The sequence below is a fragment of the uncultured Parvimonas sp. genome (genome assembly GCF_963524015.1).
Classification (GTDB): Bacteria; Bacillota; Clostridia; order Tissierellales; family Peptoniphilaceae; genus Parvimonas.
In genome coordinates, this window is sequence record NZ_CAURDT010000003.1 from 1 (window position 1) to 24,866 (window position 24,866).

Sequence of the window (24,866 nt, forward strand, 5' to 3'; positions counted from 1 at the left end):
GAACATTTGCCTTATTTAAAATCTTTTCTCCACTTACATTGTCATCAACTTTTACCCTGAATGTAACTTCAAATTTTTCGCCATTAGCTACTTTTTCTTTAGTCCAAGTAATTTTTCCATCCTTGAAAACACCGTTATTATCAGCAGAGTCTTTAACATAAGTTGTATGTTCTGGAATCTTATCAGTTATTGTTACATCTTGTTCTTTTCCAGTTGTATTTGTATAAGTAACTTTGTAAAGTAGTTCTTGTCCCGCTTTTACTTCTTTACCATCGATACTCGCTTTATCGTCTTTACTATCAAATACATCTTTTACTGGTTTTGTAGGTGTTGGGTTTGTTGTTTCGTTCGTATCGTAACTATTCTTTCCTTCAACTACATTTGCTTTATTAAGAATTTTTTCACCATTTACGTTTTTAGCAACTTTTACCCTAAATGTAACTTCGAATGTATCTCCATTGGCTACTTTTTCTTTAGTCCAAGTAATTTTTCCATCCTTGAAAACTCCGTTATTATCAGCTGAGTTTTCTACATAAGTTGTATGTTCAGGAATCTTATCAGTTATTGTTACTGTTTGTTCTTTCCCAGTAGTATTCTTGTAAGTAACCTTGTAAAGTAGTTCTTGACCAGCCTTTACTTCTTTACCATCAATGCTTGTTTTATCATCTTTACTGTCAAAAACATTTTTTACTGGCTTTGTCGGTGTTGGATTTGTTGTTTCATTTGTATCATAATCATTATGTCCATCAACCACATTTGCTTTATTAAGAATCTTTTCACCATTTACATTTTCATCAACTTTTACCTTGAATGTAACTGTTAAAGAATCACCATTTTCAACATCTTTAACCCACTTAATAGTTCCACCATTTTCTACACCATCATTATCTGCAGAAACAAATGTTGTATGTTCTGGAATCTTATCAGTTATTGTTACAGTTTGTTTTGTTCCTGTAGTATTTTTGTAAGTAACCTTATAAAGTAGTTCTTGACCTGCTTTTACTTCATTACCATCGATACTTGTTTTATCATCTTTACTATCAAATACATCTTTTACTGGTTTTGTTGATGTTGGATTGTGAGTTTTGTTTGTATCAGTTTCATTAAATCCATCTTTAACATGAGATATGTTGTCTATTGGATTACCATTAACATCATCATTAACTTTTACTTTAAAACTAACTGTTAGAGAAGCTCCATTTTCAACTTCCTTAACCCATGTTATTACTCCACCATTTTCTACGCCATCATTATCTGCAGAAACAAATTTACTATATTGCGGAATTTTATCAGTTATTGTTACAGTTTGTTTTGTTCCTGTAGTATTCTTATAAGTAATATCATAACGCAATTCATCTCCTGCTTCTACAATCTTACCGTCAATACTAGTAGTATCACTACCTTTAAAAACATCTTTTTTAGGTTCAGACGGCGTATAAACAGTAACTGGTTTAGATTTAACAGTATAGTCATTATTTATAGTCAAATCAAAATCATTATCATATTTTGTTCCTTCTTTTGTTACTTTACCAGTAATAATAGGAGCAGATATTTTTATTTCTTTATTTAAATCAGCATTAATTGTATTTAAATATTCTGCTTTTGCAGTAAATGTAATTTCATTAGTGTCCTTATCATAATTTACATCATAGTTAGAACTTGCTTGTTTTGTACCATCTAAATCAACTTCATATCCTGATGGAAGCTTATCCTTAAATGAAAGTGATTCAAGCTTTTTATGTCCAGCTGGTAAATTTGCAACATTTAATACAAATTTAACAACAGAATTTGTAGCAACAGTTTTATTATTTATATCAGCATCACTTTGATTAAGAACTTTCTTTTCAACCGGTGGTTGATAGAAAAATACATCATAATGGTATTTAGCTTCTACCTTTGGACATTTTGGTTCAGTTGGAGGTGTTGGTTTTGTTGGTTCCATTGGTTTAATTGGAATACCTTTAGCTTTTATTTTTGAGTTAAGAGCAAACCAAATATTACCACAGTTACTAGATGACATTTCATAATTAACTGTCTTACCTTTTGCCCTTCCAACAATTGCTCCATACCAACTTAGTGGAGAAGTTGCTGTATCCCATTGACCAGTTGTATACTTAGAGCCATCTTCTATATTTGCATTACTAGTATTGGAATAAGCAGAGCCACTATGATTTTTAATACTAGAACCATTTATTTCTAGTAATTCTCCATTGAAATTTCCCACTCTTTCAATAGCATTTCTGTAATTTGGTAACACTTTTGGAATATGTCCTTTGTTAAGAGAAGCAAAACTCAATAACCCTCCTGTTAAATCTACAGGTTTCCCATTTTCATCAAAAAACTCAACATTAACAGAAATATTAGTGTTACCAAAAAAATCTGTGTACCAAATTGTCTTAGTAGGATCTTGTTTGATAATAACAGGAACTTTATTTGGTAATGGTGATGTTGATTTCAAAGTGTATTTAAATACTGCTTTTGTGATTTTTACACCATCCATATAAGACTTTTGAAGATTAGTATAAGTTACTGTTACAGTTTTTCCCTTTTCCAAAACCACTCTAGCATCACTAGAAATTATTTCATTTGATGTACCTTTAAATCCTTTATTTAATGCATCAAAATACGCATATCCCCAATGTCCTTCTTTATATCCCCAAGATCTAACGGTAGAGTCAAATTCACTTTGTGAATATACCTTTGATCCTGAAATACTCATCTTAGCTTGAGGCTCAGAAGAAAACTTTAAGTTTTGAGATACTGGTTGAGATAAATAACCATCTTCCTTATTATGCTTTTTCAACTCTTCCATTGACTTATTATAAGCCTCTAAATCCTTATCATATTGTTCCTTCGCTTTGTTATATCTTTCTAAGGCTTCGTCATATTTCTTCTTTTCTGCCTCATAAGCTTGAGTATCTTTGTTGCATTTTTCGATTGCTTCTTTAGCTTTTTTTAGCTCTTGTATTTGTTGAGCATAATCAGCCTTAACTTCAGCCACTTTAGCATCCACATCTGCTTTTGTCTTCACAGTTCCCTTTTCTTCAGTAGGAGTCTGTGTAGGATTTACTCCCAAATCCTTAAGTTCTTTTACAGCTTTATCCAATTCAGTATGATTAGCATTTATTTCTAAACCCTTAGCTGAATCAGCTGCATGAACTTGAGATGCAATTGGCATAAGCAATGCGAATATAGTAAGCATAGATACCAATTTGTTAATGATTTCCCTTTTCTTCACTATCTATTTCTCCTTTCAATAAGAAATATTAATTTTTTACATCAAAAAAATTTAATATTAGAATACAAAAGTCCTCAAAAAAAATTAATATTCCTATTTTTCTAATATTTTTAAAAATCATATTTTTAAAGAAATCTTTTCACTATATTTTATCATATTTTCTAATTTAAGTCCATAATTTTTTCAACAAATGTTTAATTTTTTTGTCATAATGCAATTAATTTTACATCAGAATTTGAATATATTATATTTTAATTACTGTATTTTGCGCTAAAAATTAAAAATTATTTAATTCAAAGTAACTCTTTTTTACTTAAGATTATTCCAATTATATATTTTAATATTATTCATAATCTCCTCTTAAATCATCTAGAATTCTCCATCCATCACTTGTGTAATGCTTATTTTTAATAGGTATTACCGCAGTTACAAATAGAGATAGATTATGATAAAATAAGAAGCACAAACACCAATATAATAATCCAGTCTTGTCAGTACAAAAGTTAAATAGATATATAATTATGAAAATAATTAAAATTAAGTTTACCAAAGGTCCACCAGCGCTAACCATAATTGAATTAAGTTTATTATATTTTTTAAAATTGTAATAAATATGACCAGTTAGCATTTTTGGATAAATTGTAAATCTTCCAATTTCAAGTGATTTTTTCCCTTTTGATCCAATCTCAATTCTCCAATTATTCTCACGATAAAATATAAGATACATTATCAAATGACCCATCTCATGAAAAAATATTGATATAAATAATAGCCCCCACATAAATGGTATCATTAATATCCATTTAATTATAAACATTAGTACATCCATGATATTCTCCTTATATAAAATAAGCATCTCAATAATATAAATATTATTATGTCTAGCATTATAAGAAAACCTTTTTATTATATTTAAAATGTAATGCTTTTATCTATAAGTATATTGTATCAAATACATTTTTTATGTCAATAATTTTTTTGACTTCTTAATTTATACAATTAAATATATTAAAAATAGACTATTTCTTTTAAAAATTATTACCCACAAAAAAACTCCGCTAGTAAAACTAACGGAGTTGGTGCAGAAAAAGGGATTCGAACCCTCACAAGCTTTGCTCACTACCCCCTCAAGATAGCGTGTCTACCAGTTCCACCATTTCTGCATAATTCGGACTTAAAAAGCCCGTTACTAACCTAATCTATTCGGAAATACTTTACATTCCATTTTTTTTGCTGATGGACAAGCTGCACATCCGCCTAAAGCTGTCTCTCTCAACGTTTCAGGTAATGCATTTCCAACTTCATACATTGCTTGGACTACCTCATCAAAAGGCACTATACATTCAACCCCAGCAAGTGCAATATCACTTGCAACAAGAGCATTAATAGTTCCTGTTCCATTTCTTAATGCACAAGGAAATTCTACAAGCCCTGCTACTGGATCACAAACCAATCCCAATACAGAAAGCATTGCAAAGGATGAAGCTGTCAAAGATTGTTCTGGAGTTCCACCATGCAATTCAACTATTGCAGCTGCACTCATTGCCGCTGCTGCACCACATTCAGCTTGACACCCACCTTCAGCTCCAGAGATTGTTGCATTTGTTGCAATAATTCTCCCAATTGTTCCAGAAACTAAAAGTGCCATTAACATTTCATCATCAGTAAAATTATATTTATCTTGTATCCAAGAAAGACTTCCTGGTAAAATTCCTGCTCCACCAGCAGTTGGTGCTGCAACAATTTTTCCCATTCCTGCATTTACTTCTGAAGTTGAAAAACCTCTAGCAATTGCTGTAACCATAGACTCTCCTAAAATACTTTTTCCACTTTGTGCATATCTTAAAATTTTCTTTGCATTTCCCCCAGTTATTTTGAATGGATTGATTTTATCATTCGTTATAACATCAGATGCTGAAGCTTTCATTACTTCATAAGTTTCCCTAAGCATCTCTAAAAGTTCTTCCTCTGTTATACCCATTTCTTCTAGTTGATGTTCTAATGCAATTTCACTAATTTTTTTGTTTTTTTCTTTACATAATCGTAATAATTGTGCTCCTGAAGAAATCATATAACCTCCTATAATGGTTTTAAAATCATACATTCCAACATATCTGGTAGCTTACTTATTCTATAAATAGCCATTTCATCAATTCCACCATCAATTTCCATAATTGCTGATGCAACTCCCTCTTCTCTATTCATAACTAAACTACCTATGTTTATCTTATTTTCAGCTAAAATTGTACTAACTTGTGCAATCATTCCATATCTATCATTATATTTAAGGATTATTGTGTTATAAACTCCCCCAAATTTAACGTCAACCCCATTAATATTTGTAATTTCAATGGCTCCACCACCAATAGAAGATCCTATTACATAAAAGCTCTCTCCATTTGGATCAATAAATTCAGTTTTAACTGTATTTGGATGTGCAAATAACAAGTCCATAGGAACAAAGGAAAAATCTATACCTCTACTTTTAGCAATATTTAAAGAATCTCTTATTCTTTCATCATCAGTATCATAACCTAGTATTCCACCTACCAAAGCTCTATCAGTTCCATGACCTTGATATGTGTTTTTAAAACTACCATGTAAATGAAAAATTACTTTCTTTATATCTCTTGCATAAATAATTTTCGAAATTCGTCCAAGCCTACAAGCTCCTGCAGTATGAGAACTTGAAGGCCCAATCATTATAGGACCAATAACGTCAAAAAGTCCATAGTTTTTCATTATTTTTTCACAACTCCTTCAAAATTATTAAACAAGTCTCCTTGTCTAAAATTATTTTTCTCCATTTTTTCTAAAATTTCATCTCTAATTTTCCACCAACTCGTATTCCAATTACAAAATAAACTGTTTTCTTCAGGAACACGACCAAGCAGTCTTTGTAAAACTATTTTTTTATCTAAATTTCTTAAAAAAGAAATAACTAAGTCAATAAATTTTTCCTTACTTATTAATTCTATTTCACCTTTTGAATACATTTCTCCTAAAACTGTATTTTTTACAATATAGAGTGAATGTAATTTTACCTCTTCAACTTTTAGAGCAGATAAAATTTTTGCAGACTCTACCATATCCAATTCATCATCCCAAGGAAGTCCAACGATGATATGAGTACAAACTCTAAACCCAAATTTATGAATTAAATTAACAGCATTTATAAATTCAGCCAAAGTATGACCTCTGTTGAGTTTTATCAAAGTTCTATAATTTACAGTCTGTAATCCCAATTCAAAGTCTATCTCTAAATTTCTGTTCTTTTGAAAATTCTTTAAAAATAACAATTGCTCTTCTAAAATACAGTCTGGTCTTGTTGACAGAGAAATCCCAATTATGTCCTCATCAACAATACTATCTTCAATCATCTTTTTAAAATCTTCCATTCCAAGATATGTATTAGTAAAATTTTGAAAATAGACAATAAATTTTTTTGCATTATACTTTTTTGAAATATAAGACTTATTTCTCAAAACTTGTTCTTCTACTGACATGGAAATATTACAATTTTCAAAAGAACCGCCTTCTTCTCCACAAAAAATACAACCACCTGTTGAAATGTTACCATCTCTATTTGGACAGCTCAAATTCAATTTAACAGGTAGTTTATAAACTTTTTCTCCATAAATATCTTTAAGATATTTTGAATAGGTTCTGTAAAAATCTTCCTCTAACATTATAATTCCTTCAATGCTTCTAAAACTTTTATTGCATGGTCTTTAGCTTTTACATTTCTAAATTCTTTTAAAATATTTCCCTTGTCATCCAGAATAAATGTAGATCTAACAGTTCCCATATACTCCTTACCACACATTTTCTTTAGTTTCCAAACATCAAAATACTCTTGAATAGAAATATCTTCATCAGAAACCAATTCAACAGTTAAATTATGTTTTTCAATAAATTTCTTGTGGCTAGCAAGAGAATCTTTACTAACTCCAATAACAACTGCATTTAACTTTTCAAATTCATCTTTAAGTTCGCTAAATTGAATAGCTTCCAAAGTACAACCTGAAGTATTATCCTTTGGATAAAAATACAATACTATCTTCTTTCCTTTAAACTTATCTAAAGAAAATTCACCATTTATTCCATTAAACTTTAAATTACAAGCCATTTTTTTCTCCTATAACATCCTTAAATAATTTCTTCAACTCGAAATATACCCCATCCTCGTTGTTTGTAAATTCAGTAACATTATTTGTCAAAGATTTTAGTTCATCAATTCCATTTTTCATTGCAAAACCAATTCCTGAATTTTTAATCATTGATTTATCATTAAATTCATCACCGAAAGATACTACATCTGAAAGTTCAATATTTTTACTCTTAAGATAATTAGTTATAGCAACCCATTTATCAGCTTTTTCAGATTGAAATTCCAAAACTTTTTTTCCATTTGGAATCATATATCTATTTTTAACCAAACTATTTTCATCTTTAAATAATCCATAAAATTCATCAATCTTTTCTTTTTGATCCAAGAAAGCTATACATAAAACAGTTTCTAAAGATTTCATATCAACTTGGCTGAAATACCTAATACTATCTGTGGCAATCTTTTTATCTACAATATTTTCTTCAAAATGACTTTTCTTAGGTTGCCCATCTTTAATCGCAAGATGATAACCATCGACAAAAGAATCTACATAAACATAAGGATTCATTCCACAATCTAGAGCCTTATTATAAACTTCTAAAAACTTAGAATTATTTACATATTCAACATTTACTAATTTACTAGATTCCTTAAATCTACTCATTGCTCCATTATTTGCACAGACCATTATATCTCTTTTTAAAGGTTGTAAAAAGCCTGATGCCATATAAAAATGTCTACCTGTAGCAATCACAACCTCAATACCATTTCCTATTAAATTGTCCAATAAAGTAAAACTACGAGGAGATATTTTTTTGTCATCATCTAACAAAGTTCCATCTAAATCTAAACAAACTGCTTTTAACATAAACACCTCTTTCAAAAAAATAAAGTGCCGATAACGGCACCTTATAGACTTTAATCCTATTCGTCGTCTTCTTCAACTAAAGCGTCAAATGCATCAGAAACCTTATTGAATTCTTCATCATCTTCGATTTCTTCAACTTCATATTCTCCGTCTTCTTTTTCTATATATTTGCAAAGTAATATACTTCCGTCTTCTTGACTTTGAAGAGCCATATATTCTTTTTCTTCAACTTCAAAAACTCCTATAACTTCAAAAGTTTCTTCTTTTCCATCTTCATTTTCAAAAACTAATAACTCAGCTTCCATTTCTTCTTCGCAACCGCAACCACAGCCACATCCACAGCCTTTGTTTTCTTCCATTTTGTATGTCCTCCTTAAAATTTTTTAAAATCTTAAATTTTAAATTGATAAAATATATTTCTCACAAAATTATGAAATATATATCTACAATAATGATACCACATTTTTAAGAAAAAGCATAGCTTTTAATTAAAATTTTAAAAATTTTTCATTAATTTCTCTCTAATCTTACATTTCCAGCTTTTGACCTTAGACTTATTCTTACAGTTTTCTCACCAGTAGCATTTCTATAAAAATTCTTATCAACATAAGAGTTTCCCATATTAGACTCTACATCAACATCATAGTTATTTCTTTCATTAAATACTAAGGAACATTTTATATTTCCAGCATTGTTTTCAACCTCTAATAGACTAGAAACCTCAATATTTTTAAATTTAATATTTCCCGCCTTATTTTCAATTTTATAAAGATTTGATTTAGAATTATTAACCTCAATATTTCCGGCCTTACTATCTAAACTTATAGAATTTGAATTAGTAATATTTTCTAGATAAATATTTCCTGCTGAGTTCGACAAATCAATATTATCAGAATTAAGATTATTTAATTTACAATTTCCACTTTTTAGATTTATATTAATATTTTTAATTGTAACATCTGAAATATCTAAGTTACCACTGAAATTATCAAAATTTAGTTTTTCCAATTCACTTTCAGAAAGATATAAAATAAAAGATTCATTAGTCGTTTTTCCATTAACCAAATAATCTTTTATATGATTAAGATTAATACCTATTTTAAAAGAAAAATTACTAGCTTTTTCGATACTTTTAATAGATAACTTTTCATTAATTAAATTAATTGTATAGTCTTCTTCGTTTTTAGCGTAGTACTCAATATAATTTTTTCCATTTTCTGATTTTCTAATTTCAAAATTAGAATTAAACAAATTTACCTCTACTAATGAAATCTTATCTAAATCTTTAGTATATTTATTTATTTTTTCGTTCTTATACATATTATAACTATCTATATCTGCATCTACCAAATAACCTAACCCACCTGATTGTATTCCTGAAAACAAAAATACAAATTCTAAAATTAACATTAAAATAGAAAATTTAAACATTTTTTTATTCATAAATTTCACCTCTTTTTCTAGAAATAAAAGAAATGGACTTCTTAAATAATTTTATCAAAATATTAACTACTACATTACCTGTAATAAATAGTAAACCGGTTATCCCCAAAACAATCAGACCACTACCAAGTAAAATCATTCCTCCAGAAACAGATGAACTAAAAATTGTAATTATTCCTACAACAGCTAGCTTAATTGTTATCAATATCCCCGCAAAAACAAAAGAAAAAGAAGCTAAAACTAGTGATAAACAAACTATAAAAAACGAAAAAGTTATTGCAATTGCGGCAATTGTAAGAGGAATTCCTATCGGAGCAGCAAAAATACAGAGAATAGCAATTAAAAAAGTTCTTGAAATTCTATTTTCTCCAAAGTAAAAAAATTTATCCTTACTTTCTCCCTTTGAAATATTTTCATTTAATAGCTTTGATAGAATTTCACTTGCAGCAACGCTTGGAGATCCTAATTCTCTAATTAAATCTTTCTCACCTTCAACACCAACTTCATCAAAATATTCTTCAAAATAATTCATAGTATCATCATAATCTTTTTTTGGTAATTTTTTCAAATACTTTGAAAGCTCTCTAAGATATTCTTCTCTATTCATCAGACAATCCTCCTATAATTATTTTGTCAATTTCATCTCTGTAACCAATCCACTCTGACTTTAAAAATTTAAGTTGAGTTTTTCCACTAGATGTAATTCTATAATATTTTCTCTTTCTTCCATTAAATTCATCATCATATGTTGTCAAAAATTCATTTTGCTCCAATTTTTTTAAAATTGGATAAAGAGTTGATTCTTTTATATCTGAAATTTTTTTAACACTCTGGCTAATTTCATAACCATAAGAATCTTTAACATCTATAATTGATAAAATTAAACACTCAATTAACAATGCTGAAATTGGATAATACATATTTCACCTCGATTTAAATTTATAATATATAATTTTTTAATATATAAAATTTTTATATATAATTTATTTATATATTATCATAAAAAAAATATTTTGTAAATACATTTTTAAAAATTTTTTATTAACAATTTTTTATTGTGAAACAACAAGGTTCCGGGTACCCTCCCGATGCATAGCATCGTGGAAGGGTGGGGTTCTTATTGTAAAAAATAGAATTCTAAAATATCAATTTTATTACAATTGTAGTGAAAAGATATTTTTGAATAATATTATTTGTATTCTTTTATAACTGGAAGATTTATTACTAAAAAATGTTATTATGAGACATCAAATGATAATTAAAAAAGAAAAGAACTTTTTATAAAATTGTGGATAAGTTGAATAACTTGTGGATAAGTGGATATTTTGACCTTTATTTTGTGGATAACTTTTATAAAAATGTGGGATAACTTTTAATTTTTTATAGGAAATCGGGAAAAAATTGTTTATTTTAACATTATCAATAAGGACCCCACAACTCCACGATGCTTTACAATAAAAAAGTTTATCAAATATAAATCTGATAAACTCTTTTAAATAATAGAATTATAAACTAAAAACAAAATATTTTTTTAATTAATTATTTTTTACTTTTAAACATTCTTAGATAAAGAATATAAACTATATATCCAAATCCTGCAATTGCTGCTAAATAAACAAGAATAGATATATATAGCATTACTGTTGATAAATGTCTTAAGGCTGACTTTAAAAGCAATCCAGCTACTACAACAACAACATTTGCACCTATAAAGTATAAATTCTTAGTAAGTTTAAAGAAGTCATTCTTCTTATCAAGAACAATACTTTTATAAATCATAACAAGAATTAATACAATTGATAAGAAAACTAAGAAGTGAGAAAAATCTCTAAGATTAGCAACTGTTCTTAAACTTGAATACTTAGAAGCAGCTTTTGTTATTCCAGATAAATAATTTTCTGTACTGCTTCCTCCTCTACCAAGACTACCTACACTTATAAGTTTTATAACCATATAAAGTAAATCAAGTACAAAAACTACTGAAATACCACACATTATATATTCTAACAAATTCTTCTTAGAAACAAACTTGTCAAAGCTTTCTTTAACATCAACTTGAGATTCTTCACCTTCATTAGAATTAGCATTAGTTTCAACAGTTTTTTCTTCAACAATCTTTTCTTCTTCTATTTTTTCTTCAACAACTTTTTCTTCAGCGTCATTTACTTCAACAGATTCTTTAATAGTTTCTTGTTCTTTAATTTCTTCAACTGGATTTTCTTCATGTTTTTCTTCTAAGTTTTCCTTAGTTTCAAAATCATCATTTTTTAAATCATCCATAATATCCCTCCTAAAAAATAAATTATATAATTGCATTCATTATACTATTTTATTATACTATTATATAAAAACTTTTGCAAGTAATTGTATAAAATGGATACTAAAAAAGCTGTTGCAATTCGCAACAGCCTTTTTTATACTTGTTTAGCTATTATATCCTTAACTTTCATAAGTCTTGTAATAGTAGCCCTTTCATTTTCATCTAATTTCATTCTAATGAATTTAATTGTTTCTTCCAAATCAGGAATTGTTCTATACTCAAGAGCATTTACCCTTCTACGAGTCTTTTCAATTTCATCTGCCATTAATTGACAAGCTTTTTCAACTTCTGCAAGTTCTAATAGCTTATCCATTACTGAATGTAATTCTAAAATCGCATCGTCAAGTTCAGAAGAAGTTTGAGCATAACCATAAGGGAATATTGCTCCACTTGATTCTGTTCTGTCAAATTTCATTTTAGGAATATTTACACTCATTACATTTTTTGTTTCAATGGCAACGGATACCTGTTCTTTTGGAAACGCCACAGCTTGTTCCAAAAATTCAGGACTCATAACAGCACTCGCTAAAAGAAAAGATTTAAATGAGTTTGAGAGTTCTTCTTCAACTTCAAGACGAAGTTTTTTGTTTTTTCTAATCATTTCAATAAATCTTCTCATAAGTTCATCTTGTTTATCTTTAAGAAGTTTATGACCTCTTTTAGCAGTTACAAGTCTTCCTTTGAGATTAGAAAGAGCCATACGTGTAGGATTTACATTTAGCTTTGCCATCTATATCTCCCCTTTATTCTGTCTTTCCTAAATATTTATCAATATATTCCTCTCTAATTCTCTTAAGTTCTGTTCTTGGAACTATACTTAATAATTCCCAACCTAAGTTTAAAGTTTCTTCTATCGTTCTGTTAGTATCATATCCTTGGTCAACATATTTCTTATCAAAAGCATCTGCAAATTTTGCGAATGCTTTATCTGCTTCTGATAATGCTGATTCACCCAAGATTACTGCCAATTCACGAGCCTCTCTACCAGAAGCATAACCAGCATAGATTTGGTTCATTGTATCTGCATGATCTTCTCTTGTCTTTCCTTTACCGATACCTTTATCTTTAAGTCTTGATAATGAAGGAATTACAAAAATTGGAGGTTGAATACCTTGTTTATATAATTCCCTTGAAAGAATAATTTGTCCTTCTGTTATATATCCTGTAAGGTCAGGTATTGGATGGGTGATGTCATCTTCCGGCATTGTTAAAATAGGAATTTGTGTAATTGAACCAGGTCTACCTTTAAGTCTTCCTGCTCTTTCATAAATTGTTGAAAGGTCAGTATATAGATATCCCGGATAGCCACGACGTCCCGGAACTTCTTTTCTTGCTGCAGATACTTCACGAAGTGCTTCCGCATAATTTGTAAGGTCAGTTAAGATTACCAAAACATGCATTCCCTTTTCAAATGCTAAATATTCTGCACAAGTAAGAGCCATACGAGGTGTTGCAATTCTTTCGATTGCAGGGTCATTTGCAAGGTTCATGAATAATACTGCTCTATCTATCGCACCAGTTTTTGTAAAGTCGTCAATGAAAAATTGAGCTTCTTCAAAAGTAATTCCCATTGCTCCAAATACTACGGCAAATTTTTCTCCACTACCAAGTACTTTTGCTTGTCTGGCAATTTGCGCAGCTACATTGTTATGTGGAAGACCTGAACCTGAGAATATAGGTAATTTTTGTCCTCTAACTAATGTATTAAGTCCATCTATTGTAGAAATACCTGTTTGAATAAATTCTGAAGGATAATCTCTTGATACAGGATTGATTGGAGATCCGTTAATATCAATCTTCATTTCAGGAATAATTTTTGGCCCCTTATCGATAGGATTACCAAGGCCGTCGAAAATTCTTCCTATCATATCTTCAGAAACTCCAAGTTCAAGAGGATGACCTAAAAATCTACAAGATGTATCTCTTAAGTTAATTCCTGCTGAACCTTCAAACAATTGAACCATTGCCTTATCGCCATCAATTTCAAGAACTTTCCCTCTTCTCTTTTCTCCGTTTTGAACTCTAACTTCAACTAATTCTTCGTATTTAACACCTTCAACACCTTCAACAACCATCAAAGGTCCTACTACTTCTTTTACTGTCTTATACTCTTTAAGCATTAGAGTTACCTCCTTCGCTTATTAATTTTTCTATATCAGCTTTAACTGTTTCGAATAATTCATCAAACTTTTCCAATTCATTTTCAGAAATATTTTTACTTCTTGTTATTCCTTCACGAGATTCAATCTTCAAAATTTCATCAAGATATACTCCTGCATCTAAAGCTTTTTTTGCTTCATCATAGAAACCTAAAATAAGATTTAACATTTTGAATTGTTTTGGAAGAGAACAATAAGTATCAACTTCGTGGAAAGCATTTTGTTGTAAGAAGTCTTCTCTTAAAGACTTAGCAACTTCTAGCTTTAATTGATCCGTTTCTGAAAGTGAATCTCTACCTACAAGACGAACAACTTCTTGCAAATTTGATTCTTCTTGTAAAAGTGCCATTGATTGTATTCTATGTGCAGAGAATTTTCTATCAATACTTTCATCCATAAACTTATCCATCTTATCTTGATATAATGAATAAGAATTCAACCAGTTAATAGCAGGGAAATGTCTTCTATAAGATAATGCATAGTCAAGTCCCCAGAATACTTTTACAATTCTAAGAGTAGCTTGTGAAACTGGTTCAGAAATATCTCCACCAGGAGGAGAAACTGCACCAATTACTGTTAAAGCACCTTCTCTATCTTCACCTAGACATTTTACATAACCAGCTCTTTCATAGAAGTCTGCAACTCTGGATGCAAGATATGCTGGATATCCTTCATCACCAGGCATTTCTTCAAGACGACCGGACATTTCACGAAGTGCTTCTGCCCAACGAGAAGTTGAGTCAGCCATAAGTGCAACTGAATATCCCATGTCTCTAAAGTATTCTCCGATAGTAATACCTGTATAGATTGAAGCTTCACGAGCAGCAACTGGCATATTTGAAGTATTTGCTATTAGAACTGTTCTTTTCATAAGTGATTGACCAGTCTTAGGGTCTAAAATTTCAGGGAATTCCATAAGAACATCTGTCATTTCGTTTCCACGTTCTCCACAACCTACATAAACTACAATTTCTGCATCTGCCCATTTAGCAAGTTGGTGTTGAACTACTGTTTTTCCTGAACCAAAAGGTCCTGGAATTGCTGCAGCTCCCCCCTTTGCAACTGGGAAAAATGTATCAATGATTCTTTGACCTGTTACAAGTGGTCTAATTGGATCCAATTTTCTTGAATATGGACGGCCACGACGTACTGGCCATTTTTGAATCATATTTAATTCTTTAATTCCATCATCAGTTTCTATTTTACAAATTATTTCATCAACTGTATGATAACCAGGTAAAATTTCAACAATTTTACCACTTACAGCTGGAGGAACCATAATCTTATGTGAAACAACTGTTGTTTCTTGAACTGTTCCGATTATATTTCCTTCTGAAACTTCATCACCAACATTTACTGTTGGAACAAAATCCCATCTTTTTTCTCTATCTAAAGGTGATACACTTACTCCTCTTAAAAGGAAATCTCCTGCTTTCGCTTGTAAAGCTTCAAGAGGTCTTTGTATACCGTCAAACATTTGTTCTAACATTCCAGGTCCAAGTTCAATAGAAAGTGGACTACCTGTTGAATAAACATCATCTCCAGGTCCAATACCTGTAGTTTCTTCATAAACTTGAATTGAGGCTCTATCACCTCTCATTTCTATAATTTCTCCAATGAGCTTATTATCAGAAACTTCAACAACATCATATACGTTCGCGTCTTCCATTCCTTCTGCTACTACAAGAGGTCCGGAAACTTTAATAACTTTACCGACTTTCAATATAAGCCCTCGCTTTCTATAATATATTTGATCCAACAGCTTTTTCAACATTCTTGTTGATATTTTCTAAGCCTATATTCAAACTACCCCTGTTGCTAGGTATTAAAATTACTGCTGGAATAACTTCATTGTTATATCTTTGAATAGTTTCGGGAATATCTTTTGCCAATTGCTCAGTAATATAAATAATCCCATATCCTTCTTTTGCTAGTTTGTCAATAATTCTTCTGGCATCATTGCCTTCGATTGCAGTAAAAACATGAACTCCAAGAGCTCTAAAGGCAAGAACAGAATCCTTATCGCCAATTACAGCTATTTTATACATAAACTTCACGCAACCTTTCCTTTATAAATTCAGGAGATAAACCATTGACCTTTCCTACTAAAATAAGTCTTAAATTTTTAATTTCCAATTCTTTAGCAAAAAGAAAACTAAAAATAACTTCAGCTCCATAGTGGATTGATTTAGTTTTTCTTACTATTTCAATTAAATAATCATCCATATTTTTTTCAAAACTATTAAGAGAACTAGTATTCCTATATTCATCTACTATTTTTGCTAGAACTCTACCAATCTTATATGACTTAAGCTTAATTGGTAAAACTTCTATATCATCGTAGAACATATCTAAAATCCTTTCAGTTTCGATATCTCCACCTTTTATTAAAACTTTTTCCAAAGTTTCTTTTACTTGATTTTGTTTTCTACATCTTATAAAAGTTCTCAGATTAATAAAATCAATCATTGCTCTAAAATATTCAGAAATCATATCAAGTTTAAATTCTTCCGCTAAGCTCAAAACTTTTTCAAAGTACTTTTTATCTATAAAGATGTCAATATCTTGAGGGTCTTTTGTTTTATCATAAAATTCTAAACATTCCTTAAAATCTTTTGACAATCCCTCATCATTTTTTAAGGCTAATTCTCTGAATGTTTCAATACTACTTTCATCTAACATACAATACATTGAGTCAAACTTTTCTTTTAAAATATGTTCTTTTACCAAAACTTTTAGATTATGATAATTATATTTGCAAGAAAGTATCTCAACCAAAGACTTATCAGGAGAAATTTCCATAACATCTCTGTATGTTTTGTTTAAAACATCGGATAAAACTTCTTCATAATTTTCAGGCCTATCCAACTTAGAAATTTCGCTTGAATAAGAAGTTTCATTAAGTAGCTTAATAGCATCTTCAAGACTTTTTGCATCCGCCAGCCTTTGAAGTTGTTGTTTAGTAAGGAGTTTTTTCTCAGCATAACGAATTCTAACACTTGATTGGATAAAATCTTCTCTATCCATAATACACCTCCTATTAACTAAATAATCTAATCGCTACTTCTTTCTCTAAGTCTTCCTTTTGTAAATCTATTAGACTTGAAAATTCATTATTTAATATTATTTTTCCATTCTTTAATGAAAATCCACTTTCAACAGTTTCATCTGCTACTTTAATTCCAAATAGTTTTTCTCCTGCAAGTTTCTTTTCACTTTCAGTAAGAATAATTTCACTATCTTCTTTAACATCTAAAATCTTTAGTGAATTTTCAACAAATTTTAAATAATCTTCATGATTTAATGTTTTTAATTTTTCTTTAGTTAGTTCAAAAACTTTATTTATCATTTCTTGTTTTGCAACTAAAATCATATCTCTTGCTGTTAAACTTGAGTTTGAAATTATTCTATCTTTTGATTGTGCGCCCTCTACTTTTGCCTTTTCAATGATCTTATCAGCATCTTTTTGAGCTTCACTTTCTGTTTTTCCAACAAGATCCGCAACTTCACTTTTAGCATCTTCTACTATTTTTTTAGATTCATTTTTAGCATCTTGAAGGATTTCATCTATAATATTGTCCAAATTAGACATTCAATCACATCCTTTTTAAATTATTTAATGCTTATTAACTGAATGAAATGCTTGAAAGTAATAAGAATGACATTGCAAATGCTAAGATAGCGTAAGTTTCAACCATTACTGCAAGGATAATACCTTTAGTTTGATGTTCTTCGTTTTTAGCTAAGATATTAATACCAGCAACGGCAACTCTTGCTTGATAGTAAGCTGATTTTAATCCTACGATACCAACAGGTAGAGAAACCATAACATAATACAAACCTTCAACTAAGCTCATATCAACTCTTAATTTGAACATTATGAAAAGACCAATTACGAATCCGTAAAGACCTTGTGTACCTGGTAATAATTGTAATACCATCGCTTTACCAAATTTTTCAGGTTCATCAATAACTAATCCAGCAGCAGCTTCCCCTGCCATTTGAACACCTCTTGCAGAGCCAATTCCTGCTAATAATACAGCAAGTGCTGCCCCTAATATACCAAATACAACTCCACCATTTTGTGCTAATACAGCCATAAAATCTTTCATTACAAAATCTCCTTTTCGTTTGTTTTTTTATTTTTTATTTTAGATTTATTTTACTTCTATATATTTGTTATCACTTCTAAATTTCTTAAATGCCTTTCCGCCACCTTCATAGAATTTACTAAAGAATTCTACATACATAAGTCTTGAAGTATGAACATAAGCTGATAAGAAACTTAAGAATATATTAAACATTTGAGCAAATATAAAAATTATTACTCCGAAAATTATTCCTACAATTCCTCCACTTACAAGCATTTTTACAATTATATTGATTGCTACTGCAATAAACCCACCTGCAAGTCCAAGAGCCATAAGTCTAAGGTATGAAACAAAATCTCCTATATAAGATGTTATTCCATAAAGTGAATACAATCCACCAGCAATTCTTCCAGCGATGCTTTTTGAATCTCTAGCTCCAAAAGCTATGATTCCTAACATACCAACTATCATTCCATAAAATGCTATTGTATTTACAATACTTGGCAAAGTTACTACCTTACCAACAATGACTAAAATAACAGTTGTTAAAGTTAAGTACCAAAGGAATACATCGTAGAATGCATCCATAGGCTTTCCGTTCTTTATTAAAACATAAGCTTTCATTCCTAATCCAAAAGCTAAATGTACTCCACCAAATGCTAAAGACAACATCAAAACTTTCATAAAATCTTTTGATGAGTCCAGTATTTGAGTTGGCAAAGTAATCAAATCTCCGAAAGCTGATCCGTAAATCAATCCCCATATCATAGTTGAAAAACTAAGTGCAAAGAAAAATTTTAAGAATTTTTTTGTTGAATCTTTAAATTTGAATACTTTTAAAGCTATTCCTGAGCCTATACATAAAATTAATCCATAAGCAAAGTCTGCAACCATCATTCCGAAGAAAATCCAATAAAATATTGACAATATAAATGTTGGATCTACTTCATCATACTTTGGAAGAGCATACATATTTGTAACTGATTCAAAAAGTGATGCTATCTTATTATTCTTTAGGATAATAGGAACATTAGGGTCATCCTTTTTTGCATCTTCAATTTCCAAATATATCTTTGATGCAGAAACTTTTTCAAGTAAAGCTTTAAAATTTGCTTCTTTATCTGCAGGTATATAGCCTTGAATAATGTCTAGCTTATCCGTAGCTTTAAAATTAGAAACAACTGTATTTCTAAGAGCTAAATTTTGATAATACTCATAAACACTTTGCATCTTTTGAATATTAACAGTAAATTTTTTAATTTCCTCAGTCAACTTAGAATTATCATCTTCTAATACTTTCTTCTCAGCTTCCAACTTTTCAATCTCTTCAGAAACAACACCTTTAAATTCAAGATTAACTTCAGAAAAACCATTTAATCTTAAGTTTTCAAGAGCCATTTCTTTTTCTAACTCATTAGTGAAGATAATACAATATGAATTTTTTCCTACTATATCTACTTCTTCAAAATAAGTAAAATTCAAATCTACAGTAGATGTCTTAAATTTTTCAAGATTCTTAGTCGGTAAATATCCCATAATGAATTTTGATTTTTTAAATGAATTTAAGTCGTCAATAGGTTCTTTAATAGATTTCCATGGTGATAATTCTTTGATTGTATTATCTATAGCTGTTAATCTTTGATTATTTGAATCTACCTTTTTACTTATTTCACTCAAAATATTAAAATCTGGAATGTAATCATAAGAACTAGCTTCTTTTTCAAGTTCACTAAATGTATAAACAACGGGACCTTTTTTCAAAGCGGATAAACCTTTTTCCTTTTCGACAAATCTCCCTACATAATCAATCATCCATTTAATTCTTGTGGATTCTTCAATATAATTATTATCTAGAGTAGATACTTCCACATCTTTAAGATAATCAAGTTGTTCAATAGAGTCAGATTTTGAAAAGTTTACATAACCAAATCTTTGAAGTTCTTCTAACAATCGCTTTCTTTCAGCTTCAAAAGCAAACAAAGTGAATTTCTTCATCTTAACTATTGCCATTTACACTCACAATCCTCTCTACTATTGAATTAACCACAGATTCTAACTTTTTATCGTCAACAGATTTAATATGCTCAACTTCTCTTTTAGCTTTTTCAATAACAGGTTTTGCCAACATTTCACCTTCATTGATTAATCCGAATTTGATTTCATCAGCTTTTTTATTCGCTTCACTTATAACTTTATCAGAAATTTCAGTACATTCTTTTCCTGAAGTTTTTTTCAAATTCGTAGCTTCAAGTTTAGCTGCATCAACTAAAGATTTTGCTTCCAGTTCTGCCTCTTTAACTCTGTTTATAGCATCAGTAGTCATTTCATCACCTCCTAATTTTAAATAGAATTTTAAATTAAAATTTACAAAATAACATTTTCATAATAAATGTATAAAATTTATGTAATTTAAAACACTAAGTTTTCTATTACGTTAAAATAAAGTAACGACATTTTCAAAAACAAAAAAATCTCCCCCATTTTAATCGTAAGATTATTATAAACTTTTTTTTTCATTTTTTCAAGCACTTTTTTTATAAAAAGCCTTCCTAATTTATAAAAAAATTCGCTTTAATTTACTAGATTAAATATATTATAAAAATCAATTAAAGTCAATGATAATTATAAAAGAAATATGTTAAATAAATGCTCAAATTTCAAGAAAAACGATAACTTTTACGACAGAATTTCATTTTCTTTTTCAGCATAAAAATTTTTTATATATAACAATATAAAATCTCTATTTTTTTGATCTACTTAACATATGAGAAATAACTAATAATGGATGATGAAATAAAATTCTAGGTCCTGAAAATTTCATAATTTGTTTTATTTTTTCTTTCATTTTTGGACTATAACATGGATTTTTACAATTTGAACAAAAAGTTTTCGTATCCATATATTTACAATTATCAATTCTTTTTAAAGAATAATCTAAAATCTCCTTACATTCATCACAAAGTTCTTGATTTTTATGATTCTTTTTGCAATACAATTTCACCATTTCAGTTATTACTTTTTTCTCTCTATCTCTTTTCTTTTCAATACTTTTTTCCATATCTTTATTCTTCAAATTCTATAATTTGCCTTTCGACATCAACTTTTGCATTTACTCCAAAAGGAATGATACATCTTGGAGTACTATGTCCAACATTTATATTATATACAATTGACAAATCTTGATTTTTTATTTCATCAAGAAGAATTTGTTTATACTCTTCATAATATTCTTCGTTTTGTGGTTTTCCTATAATCAAACCTGAAATAACATCAAATATTCCATATTCTTGAAGTTTAAGAATCATCTTTCTAAATAGCTCAGGTTTAGGCCTTTCTTCGCTAGTTTCAAGAAGCAATATTTTATTTTCCCACTCGTCTAAACTTGGAAATAATTCATGTTTTTTACATAGATATACCGAATCTTCATGTCTTGTGTTATCAAAAATATCAAATATAGTATTTATACATCCTCCCAATATTTGACCTTTAAATTTTGCTTTTCCTCTTAATAGTTCAAAACCTTTATTTGGATGTGCTTCCATTGAAATTCCAATAGACTTTTCACTAAAGTCTTCCCTCTCATTGTACCAAACATCACTAGGATATATTTCTTTAATTTTCCCGTTATTAATCAATTCTTCAAAAAAATGCTTTGAATATTGCAGCATTTCATTTGACAATTCACAAACATCGGGTAAAAATGCCTGTCCATAAAATGTTTTTATTCCTACTTTATTGAGCATTAAATGATTAATTGTAGTATCTGAAAAGCCTAAAAATATCTTTTGTTTTGCTACTTTTTCTAATTCGTTATTTTCAAACAAATAAGGCAATAATCTATAAGTATCATCTCCACCTATCGCACATAATATCATATCTATTGAATCATCTTTAAAAGCTTTTATTAAATCTTTCGCCCTTGCTTCTGGGTTATTTTTTATAAATTCAATACCCTTTTTTGAATTAGGTAAAAATTCAACTTCAATTCCATATTCTTTTAGCCTTTCAATTCCAATTTTAATTTCATGAGCAACAAAATCTTCTCCCAATACTCCGCTGGATAAACTTACAATTCCTATTTTTCTTACTTTCATATATTCCTCCATAGAAAAAATCAGCTAAAGAACCGACCAAATGGTCGGTTATAAAGCCGATTATTTTAAATTTATTCTATTTACACTTTTTTCAATCAAGTTTACGATATAATATCCCTTTGTGTCTCCTTGTCTTGGCATTGTCGTACTACCAGGATTTAAAACTGTTATTCCATCAACTCTTTCTCTTAAATGAACATGAGTATGTCCGAAAAGAGCATAATCCGCCCCAACTTCTTTTGCTTTTTCAACTATTTTATCAATTCCATTGTTAACATTATATTTATGCCCATGAGTTAAAAAGAATTTTTTTCTTCTAATTTCTAAAACTAATTCTTCCGGAATATCTTTTGAATTTTTATCACAATTTCCTGAAACTGCATAAATCTCCATTCCAGTTATCTGTTCTATTTTTCTTGCATCTTCTGCATCATCTCCAAGATGAAGAACTATATCAACCTTATTTCTTTGTAAACTGTATGCAACAGGAAGTACAATTCCATGAGTATCACTAACAACTGCTACTATCATATCTATCACCTAAAATATTTTTTAAATCTTCTAATGCTCTTTTTCTATGACTAAATTTATTTTTTTCTTCCGCACTGATTTCAGCCAAAGTCTTTTCCATATTTTCAGGAATAAAAATCTTGTCATACCCAAAGCCATTTTCTCCTCTTTCAACTTCTGAAATAGTTCCTTTTAAAATTCCCTTTGCTATAAATTCTTTTCCGTTTTCATCAACAAAGACAATTACTGTTTTAAAATATGCGCTTCTATCGAATTTTCCTTCAAGATTTCTTAAAAGCTTCTCTCTATTTGCTTCGCTATTTCCATGTTCTCCTGCATATCTTGCAGATAGCACTCCAGGTTCTCCATTTAAAGCATTTACAAAAAGTCCTGTATCGTCTGCTAAAACGGCAAAGGAACAATATTCTCTTAGTTTTTCAGCTTTTAGTTTTGAATTCTCTTCAAGTGTATCATAAATTTCTTCAAATTCTTCATTTACACCCAATTCGCTTTTAGTTACTATTTCAAAATTATATTTACTTAAAATCGCAAGCATTTCCTTGACTTTATTCTTGTTATCCGTAGATAGTGCTACCTTTTTCATTAAACTAACCTTTCTAAAATCAATTCATTGAATTTTTGTGGATTTCCTTTACCTTTTGAAGCCTTCATACATTGTCCCATCAAAAATCCTAATGCTCTGTCTTTTCCATTTTTATAGTCTTCAATTGAAGATGGATTATTCTTAAGAACTTCTTCAACTATTTCAATCAATGCGCTGTCATCTGAAATTTGAATTAATCCTCTTTCTTCAACAACTTTTAGCGGATCAAAATCTCCTTCTTCAAATAATTCTCTAAGAAGCTTTTTTCCGACATTTGCATTTATCTTATTTTCTTTAACCAATTTTAAAAGACTTGCAAAAGATTCAATATTTAGAGGAATTTCTTCAAATTCAATTTCTAAATCTTTAACTCTTCTTAAAACATCAGAAAGCAACCAGTTTGAAACAAGAGTTGCATCATCAACTTTTTTAACTACTCTTTCAAAATATTCAGATAAATATTTATTTTGAGTTAATACATTTGCATCATATTCTGAAAGTTTGTATTCATTTAAAAATCTATTTTTCTTATTCTTTGGAAGCTCTGGCATTTTTTCCTTGATAGCTTCAACAAAGTCTTTTTCAAGCTTGATATAAGGAATATCAGGCTCAACACTAAATCTATAATCATTTCCCTCTTCTTTATGACGCATAATTATAGTTTCAAGTTTTGATTCATCCCAACGTCTTGTCTCTTTTTCTCCGACAATATTATTTTTAACATTTTCTATATGTCTTTTTTGTTCATATTCCATAGCACGAAGTGCAGCCTTAAATGAATTTAGATTTTTAATTTCAGTAATTTTTGTCTTAAATCCACTTTCTTCATCAACAACATTTAAGTTTACATCACAACGAAGTGAGCCTTCTTCCATTTTAACATCTGAAATTCCAAGATATTTTATAGTTTCTTTTAAATTTGTCAAAAAGGCAATAGCCTCTTCAGGACTGTTCATGTCAGGCTCAGATACAATTTCAATTAGTGGAACTCCAGCTCTATTGTAGTCCATTAGAGTATGTCCGTTTTCATTATGAATTGACTTTCCTGTATCTTCTTCAATATGAATTCTTTGTAGTCTAAGTTTCTTCACTCCATTTTCAGTATCAATTTCTATATATCCATTTTTACAGATAGGAGTTCTCTCTTGAGTTATTTGATATCCCTTAACTAAATCTGGATAAAAATATTTTTTTCTATCCATTTTCATATCCATAGAAATTTCACAATTAAAAGCATTCCCTGCCATTATTGCATATTCAATCGCTCTTTTATTTATTCTTGGAAGAGTTCCCGGATGACCTAAACAAATAGGACAAACATTAGTATTTGGAGGACAACCATATTCATTTTTACAACCACAGAACATTTTTGTATCAGTTTGTAACTCAACGTGAATTTCAAGTCCTATTATTGTTTTTAAACTCATA

General features: G+C 29.3%; 26 protein-coding genes and 1 tRNA gene. All 27 read right to left on the reverse strand.

Translation table 11 applies throughout. From position 1 onward, the window contains the following. A partial coding sequence (locus tag RWJ08_RS04480) for a GbpC/Spa domain-containing protein (protein ID WP_313961223.1) occupies positions 1–3,238 on the reverse strand: 3,238 nt, incomplete at its 3' end. Between the two features lie 343 nt (positions 3,239–3,581). Beyond that, on the reverse strand, positions 3,582–4,067 hold the full coding sequence (locus RWJ08_RS04485; RefSeq protein ID WP_313961224.1) for a hypothetical protein: 486 nt from the start codon (positions 4,065–4,067) through the stop codon (positions 3,582–3,584). Between the two features lie 248 nt (positions 4,068–4,315). Continuing rightward, a tRNA-Leu gene (locus RWJ08_RS04490) sits at positions 4,316–4,401 on the reverse strand. 26 nt (positions 4,402–4,427) lie between these two features. Further along, positions 4,428–5,309 carry an L-serine ammonia-lyase, iron-sulfur-dependent, subunit alpha gene (gene sdaAA, locus RWJ08_RS04495; protein WP_293441101.1) on the reverse strand — a complete coding sequence of 294 codons (882 nt, stop codon included), beginning with the start codon at positions 5,307–5,309 and terminating at the stop codon, positions 4,428–4,430. A gap of 8 nt (positions 5,310–5,317) precedes the next feature. Beyond that, positions 5,318–5,980 carry an L-serine ammonia-lyase, iron-sulfur-dependent subunit beta gene (sdaAB, locus tag RWJ08_RS04500; RefSeq protein WP_293441099.1) on the reverse strand — a complete coding sequence of 221 codons (663 nt, stop codon included), beginning with the start codon at positions 5,978–5,980 and terminating at the stop codon, positions 5,318–5,320. Then, a complete protein-coding gene (locus RWJ08_RS04505; protein ID WP_313961225.1) occupies positions 5,980–6,927 on the reverse strand; it encodes a TIGR01212 family radical SAM protein in 948 nt (315 codons plus the stop codon). The genes sdaAB and RWJ08_RS04505 overlap by 1 nt, the downstream gene beginning before the upstream one ends. After that, positions 6,927–7,367, reverse strand: coding sequence for a peroxiredoxin (locus tag RWJ08_RS04510; protein WP_009354702.1), 441 nt, complete (start codon positions 7,365–7,367; stop codon positions 6,927–6,929). The genes RWJ08_RS04505 and RWJ08_RS04510 overlap by 1 nt, the downstream gene beginning before the upstream one ends. Further along, positions 7,357–8,217 (reverse strand): Cof-type HAD-IIB family hydrolase, encoded by an 861-nt coding sequence (locus tag RWJ08_RS04515; protein WP_009354405.1) that lies wholly within the window; start codon positions 8,215–8,217, stop codon positions 7,357–7,359. The genes RWJ08_RS04510 and RWJ08_RS04515 overlap by 11 nt, the downstream gene beginning before the upstream one ends. A gap of 56 nt (positions 8,218–8,273) precedes the next feature. Then, positions 8,274–8,576 carry a DUF1292 domain-containing protein gene (locus tag RWJ08_RS04520; protein WP_009354519.1) on the reverse strand — a complete coding sequence of 101 codons (303 nt, stop codon included), beginning with the start codon at positions 8,574–8,576 and terminating at the stop codon, positions 8,274–8,276. A gap of 151 nt (positions 8,577–8,727) precedes the next feature. Continuing rightward, positions 8,728–9,660 carry a DUF4097 family beta strand repeat-containing protein gene (locus RWJ08_RS04525; protein WP_313961226.1) on the reverse strand — a complete coding sequence of 311 codons (933 nt, stop codon included), beginning with the start codon at positions 9,658–9,660 and terminating at the stop codon, positions 8,728–8,730. Beyond that, positions 9,653–10,267 carry an HAAS signaling domain-containing protein gene (locus RWJ08_RS04530; protein WP_313961227.1) on the reverse strand — a complete coding sequence of 205 codons (615 nt, stop codon included), beginning with the start codon at positions 10,265–10,267 and terminating at the stop codon, positions 9,653–9,655. Before RWJ08_RS04530 ends, RWJ08_RS04525 begins: the two co-directional genes overlap by 8 nt. After that, entirely contained in the window at positions 10,260–10,580 is a 321-nt protein-coding gene (locus tag RWJ08_RS04535; protein ID WP_009354647.1) for a PadR family transcriptional regulator, read from the reverse strand. The genes RWJ08_RS04530 and RWJ08_RS04535 overlap by 8 nt, the downstream gene beginning before the upstream one ends. Positions 10,581–11,199: 619 nt before the next feature. Next, the gene (locus tag RWJ08_RS04540; protein WP_313961228.1) at positions 11,200–11,940 is read right to left on the reverse strand and encodes a hypothetical protein; all 741 of its coding nucleotides are present in this window, start codon (positions 11,938–11,940) and stop codon (positions 11,200–11,202) included. A 134-nt stretch (positions 11,941–12,074) separates the two neighbouring features. Next, the gene (locus RWJ08_RS04545; protein ID WP_004832806.1) at positions 12,075–12,710 is read right to left on the reverse strand and encodes a V-type ATP synthase subunit D; all 636 of its coding nucleotides are present in this window, start codon (positions 12,708–12,710) and stop codon (positions 12,075–12,077) included. 13 nt (positions 12,711–12,723) lie between these two features. Further along, entirely contained in the window at positions 12,724–14,100 is a 1,377-nt protein-coding gene (locus RWJ08_RS04550; RefSeq protein ID WP_041954576.1) for a V-type ATP synthase subunit B, read from the reverse strand. Beyond that, on the reverse strand, positions 14,093–15,862 hold the full coding sequence (locus RWJ08_RS04555) for a V-type ATP synthase subunit A (RefSeq protein WP_009354608.1): 1,770 nt from the start codon (positions 15,860–15,862) through the stop codon (positions 14,093–14,095). The genes RWJ08_RS04550 and RWJ08_RS04555 overlap by 8 nt, the downstream gene beginning before the upstream one ends. Positions 15,863–15,878: 16 nt before the next feature. After that, positions 15,879–16,187, reverse strand: coding sequence for a V-type ATP synthase subunit F (locus RWJ08_RS04560; protein WP_004832801.1), 309 nt, complete (start codon positions 16,185–16,187; stop codon positions 15,879–15,881). Further along, entirely contained in the window at positions 16,180–17,166 is a 987-nt protein-coding gene (locus tag RWJ08_RS04565; protein WP_313961229.1) for a V-type ATP synthase subunit C, read from the reverse strand. The genes RWJ08_RS04560 and RWJ08_RS04565 overlap by 8 nt, the downstream gene beginning before the upstream one ends. A gap of 13 nt (positions 17,167–17,179) precedes the next feature. Further along, on the reverse strand, positions 17,180–17,731 hold the full coding sequence (locus RWJ08_RS04570; RefSeq protein ID WP_009355146.1) for a V-type ATP synthase subunit E: 552 nt from the start codon (positions 17,729–17,731) through the stop codon (positions 17,180–17,182). Positions 17,732–17,765: 34 nt separating this feature from the next. Continuing rightward, the gene (locus RWJ08_RS04575; RefSeq protein ID WP_009354363.1) at positions 17,766–18,251 is read right to left on the reverse strand and encodes a V-type ATP synthase subunit K; all 486 of its coding nucleotides are present in this window, start codon (positions 18,249–18,251) and stop codon (positions 17,766–17,768) included. Between the two features lie 45 nt (positions 18,252–18,296). Then, positions 18,297–20,240, reverse strand: a complete 1,944-nt coding sequence (locus RWJ08_RS04580) for a V-type ATP synthase subunit I (RefSeq protein WP_313961230.1) — start codon at positions 20,238–20,240, stop codon at positions 18,297–18,299. Further along, complete coding sequence (locus RWJ08_RS04585; RefSeq protein WP_009355052.1) at positions 20,227–20,553, reverse strand: hypothetical protein; 327 nt, start codon at positions 20,551–20,553, stop codon at positions 20,227–20,229. Before RWJ08_RS04585 ends, RWJ08_RS04580 begins: the two co-directional genes overlap by 14 nt. 417 nt (positions 20,554–20,970) lie before the next feature. Then, positions 20,971–21,288, reverse strand: a complete 318-nt coding sequence (locus RWJ08_RS04590) for a nitrous oxide-stimulated promoter family protein (protein ID WP_293439280.1) — start codon at positions 21,286–21,288, stop codon at positions 20,971–20,973. 4 nt (positions 21,289–21,292) lie between these two features. After that, positions 21,293–22,324, reverse strand: a complete 1,032-nt coding sequence (locus RWJ08_RS04595; protein ID WP_313961231.1) for an LD-carboxypeptidase — start codon at positions 22,322–22,324, stop codon at positions 21,293–21,295. Between the two features lie 60 nt (positions 22,325–22,384). Then, positions 22,385–22,855 carry a metallophosphoesterase gene (locus tag RWJ08_RS04600; protein WP_313961232.1) on the reverse strand — a complete coding sequence of 157 codons (471 nt, stop codon included), beginning with the start codon at positions 22,853–22,855 and terminating at the stop codon, positions 22,385–22,387. Then, entirely contained in the window at positions 22,836–23,438 is a 603-nt protein-coding gene (rdgB, locus tag RWJ08_RS04605) for an RdgB/HAM1 family non-canonical purine NTP pyrophosphatase (RefSeq protein ID WP_313961233.1), read from the reverse strand. The genes RWJ08_RS04600 and rdgB overlap by 20 nt, the downstream gene beginning before the upstream one ends. Further along, positions 23,438–24,865 (reverse strand): Asp-tRNA(Asn)/Glu-tRNA(Gln) amidotransferase subunit GatB, encoded by a 1,428-nt coding sequence (gene gatB, locus RWJ08_RS04610; protein WP_313961234.1) that lies wholly within the window; start codon positions 24,863–24,865, stop codon positions 23,438–23,440. Before gatB ends, rdgB begins: the two co-directional genes overlap by 1 nt. Position 24,866 lies beyond the last annotated feature (1 nt).

Coding starts and splice junctions, on each gene's coding strand:
- RWJ08_RS04485 (WP_313961224.1), bottom strand. CDS start 4,067: ATGGATGTACTAATGTTTATAATTAAATGGATATTAATGATACCATTT.
- sdaAA (WP_293441101.1), bottom strand. CDS start 5,309: ATGATTTCTTCAGGAGCACAATTATTACGATTATGTAAAGAAAAAAAC.
- sdaAB (WP_293441099.1), bottom strand. CDS start 5,980: ATGAAAAACTATGGACTTTTTGACGTTATTGGTCCTATAATGATTGGG.
- RWJ08_RS04505 (WP_313961225.1), bottom strand. CDS start 6,927: ATGTTAGAGGAAGATTTTTACAGAACCTATTCAAAATATCTTAAAGAT.
- RWJ08_RS04510 (WP_009354702.1), bottom strand. CDS start 7,367: ATGGCTTGTAATTTAAAGTTTAATGGAATAAATGGTGAATTTTCTTTA.
- RWJ08_RS04515 (WP_009354405.1), bottom strand. CDS start 8,217: ATGTTAAAAGCAGTTTGTTTAGATTTAGATGGAACTTTGTTAGATGAT.
- RWJ08_RS04520 (WP_009354519.1), bottom strand. CDS start 8,576: ATGGAAGAAAACAAAGGCTGTGGATGTGGCTGTGGTTGCGGTTGCGAA.
- RWJ08_RS04525 (WP_313961226.1), bottom strand. CDS start 9,660: ATGAATAAAAAAATGTTTAAATTTTCTATTTTAATGTTAATTTTAGAA.
- RWJ08_RS04530 (WP_313961227.1), bottom strand. CDS start 10,267: ATGAATAGAGAAGAATATCTTAGAGAGCTTTCAAAGTATTTGAAAAAA.
- RWJ08_RS04535 (WP_009354647.1), bottom strand. CDS start 10,580: ATGTATTATCCAATTTCAGCATTGTTAATTGAGTGTTTAATTTTATCA.
- RWJ08_RS04540 (WP_313961228.1), bottom strand. CDS start 11,940: ATGGATGATTTAAAAAATGATGATTTTGAAACTAAGGAAAACTTAGAA.
- RWJ08_RS04545 (WP_004832806.1), bottom strand. CDS start 12,710: ATGGCAAAGCTAAATGTAAATCCTACACGTATGGCTCTTTCTAATCTC.
- RWJ08_RS04550 (WP_041954576.1), bottom strand. CDS start 14,100: ATGCTTAAAGAGTATAAGACAGTAAAAGAAGTAGTAGGACCTTTGATG.
- RWJ08_RS04560 (WP_004832801.1), bottom strand. CDS start 16,187: ATGTATAAAATAGCTGTAATTGGCGATAAGGATTCTGTTCTTGCCTTT.
- RWJ08_RS04565 (WP_313961229.1), bottom strand. CDS start 17,166: ATGGATAGAGAAGATTTTATCCAATCAAGTGTTAGAATTCGTTATGCT.
- RWJ08_RS04570 (WP_009355146.1), bottom strand. CDS start 17,731: ATGTCTAATTTGGACAATATTATAGATGAAATCCTTCAAGATGCTAAA.
- RWJ08_RS04575 (WP_009354363.1), bottom strand. CDS start 18,251: ATGAAAGATTTTATGGCTGTATTAGCACAAAATGGTGGAGTTGTATTT.
- RWJ08_RS04580 (WP_313961230.1), bottom strand. CDS start 20,240: ATGGCAATAGTTAAGATGAAGAAATTCACTTTGTTTGCTTTTGAAGCT.
- RWJ08_RS04585 (WP_009355052.1), bottom strand. CDS start 20,553: ATGACTACTGATGCTATAAACAGAGTTAAAGAGGCAGAACTGGAAGCA.
- RWJ08_RS04590 (WP_293439280.1), bottom strand. CDS start 21,288: ATGGAAAAAAGTATTGAAAAGAAAAGAGATAGAGAGAAAAAAGTAATA.
- RWJ08_RS04595 (WP_313961231.1), bottom strand. CDS start 22,324: ATGAAAGTAAGAAAAATAGGAATTGTAAGTTTATCCAGCGGAGTATTG.
- RWJ08_RS04600 (WP_313961232.1), bottom strand. CDS start 22,855: ATGATAGTAGCAGTTGTTAGTGATACTCATGGAATTGTACTTCCTGTT.
- rdgB (WP_313961233.1), bottom strand. CDS start 23,438: ATGAAAAAGGTAGCACTATCTACGGATAACAAGAATAAAGTCAAGGAA.
- gatB (WP_313961234.1), bottom strand. CDS start 24,865: ATGAGTTTAAAAACAATAATAGGACTTGAAATTCACGTTGAGTTACAA.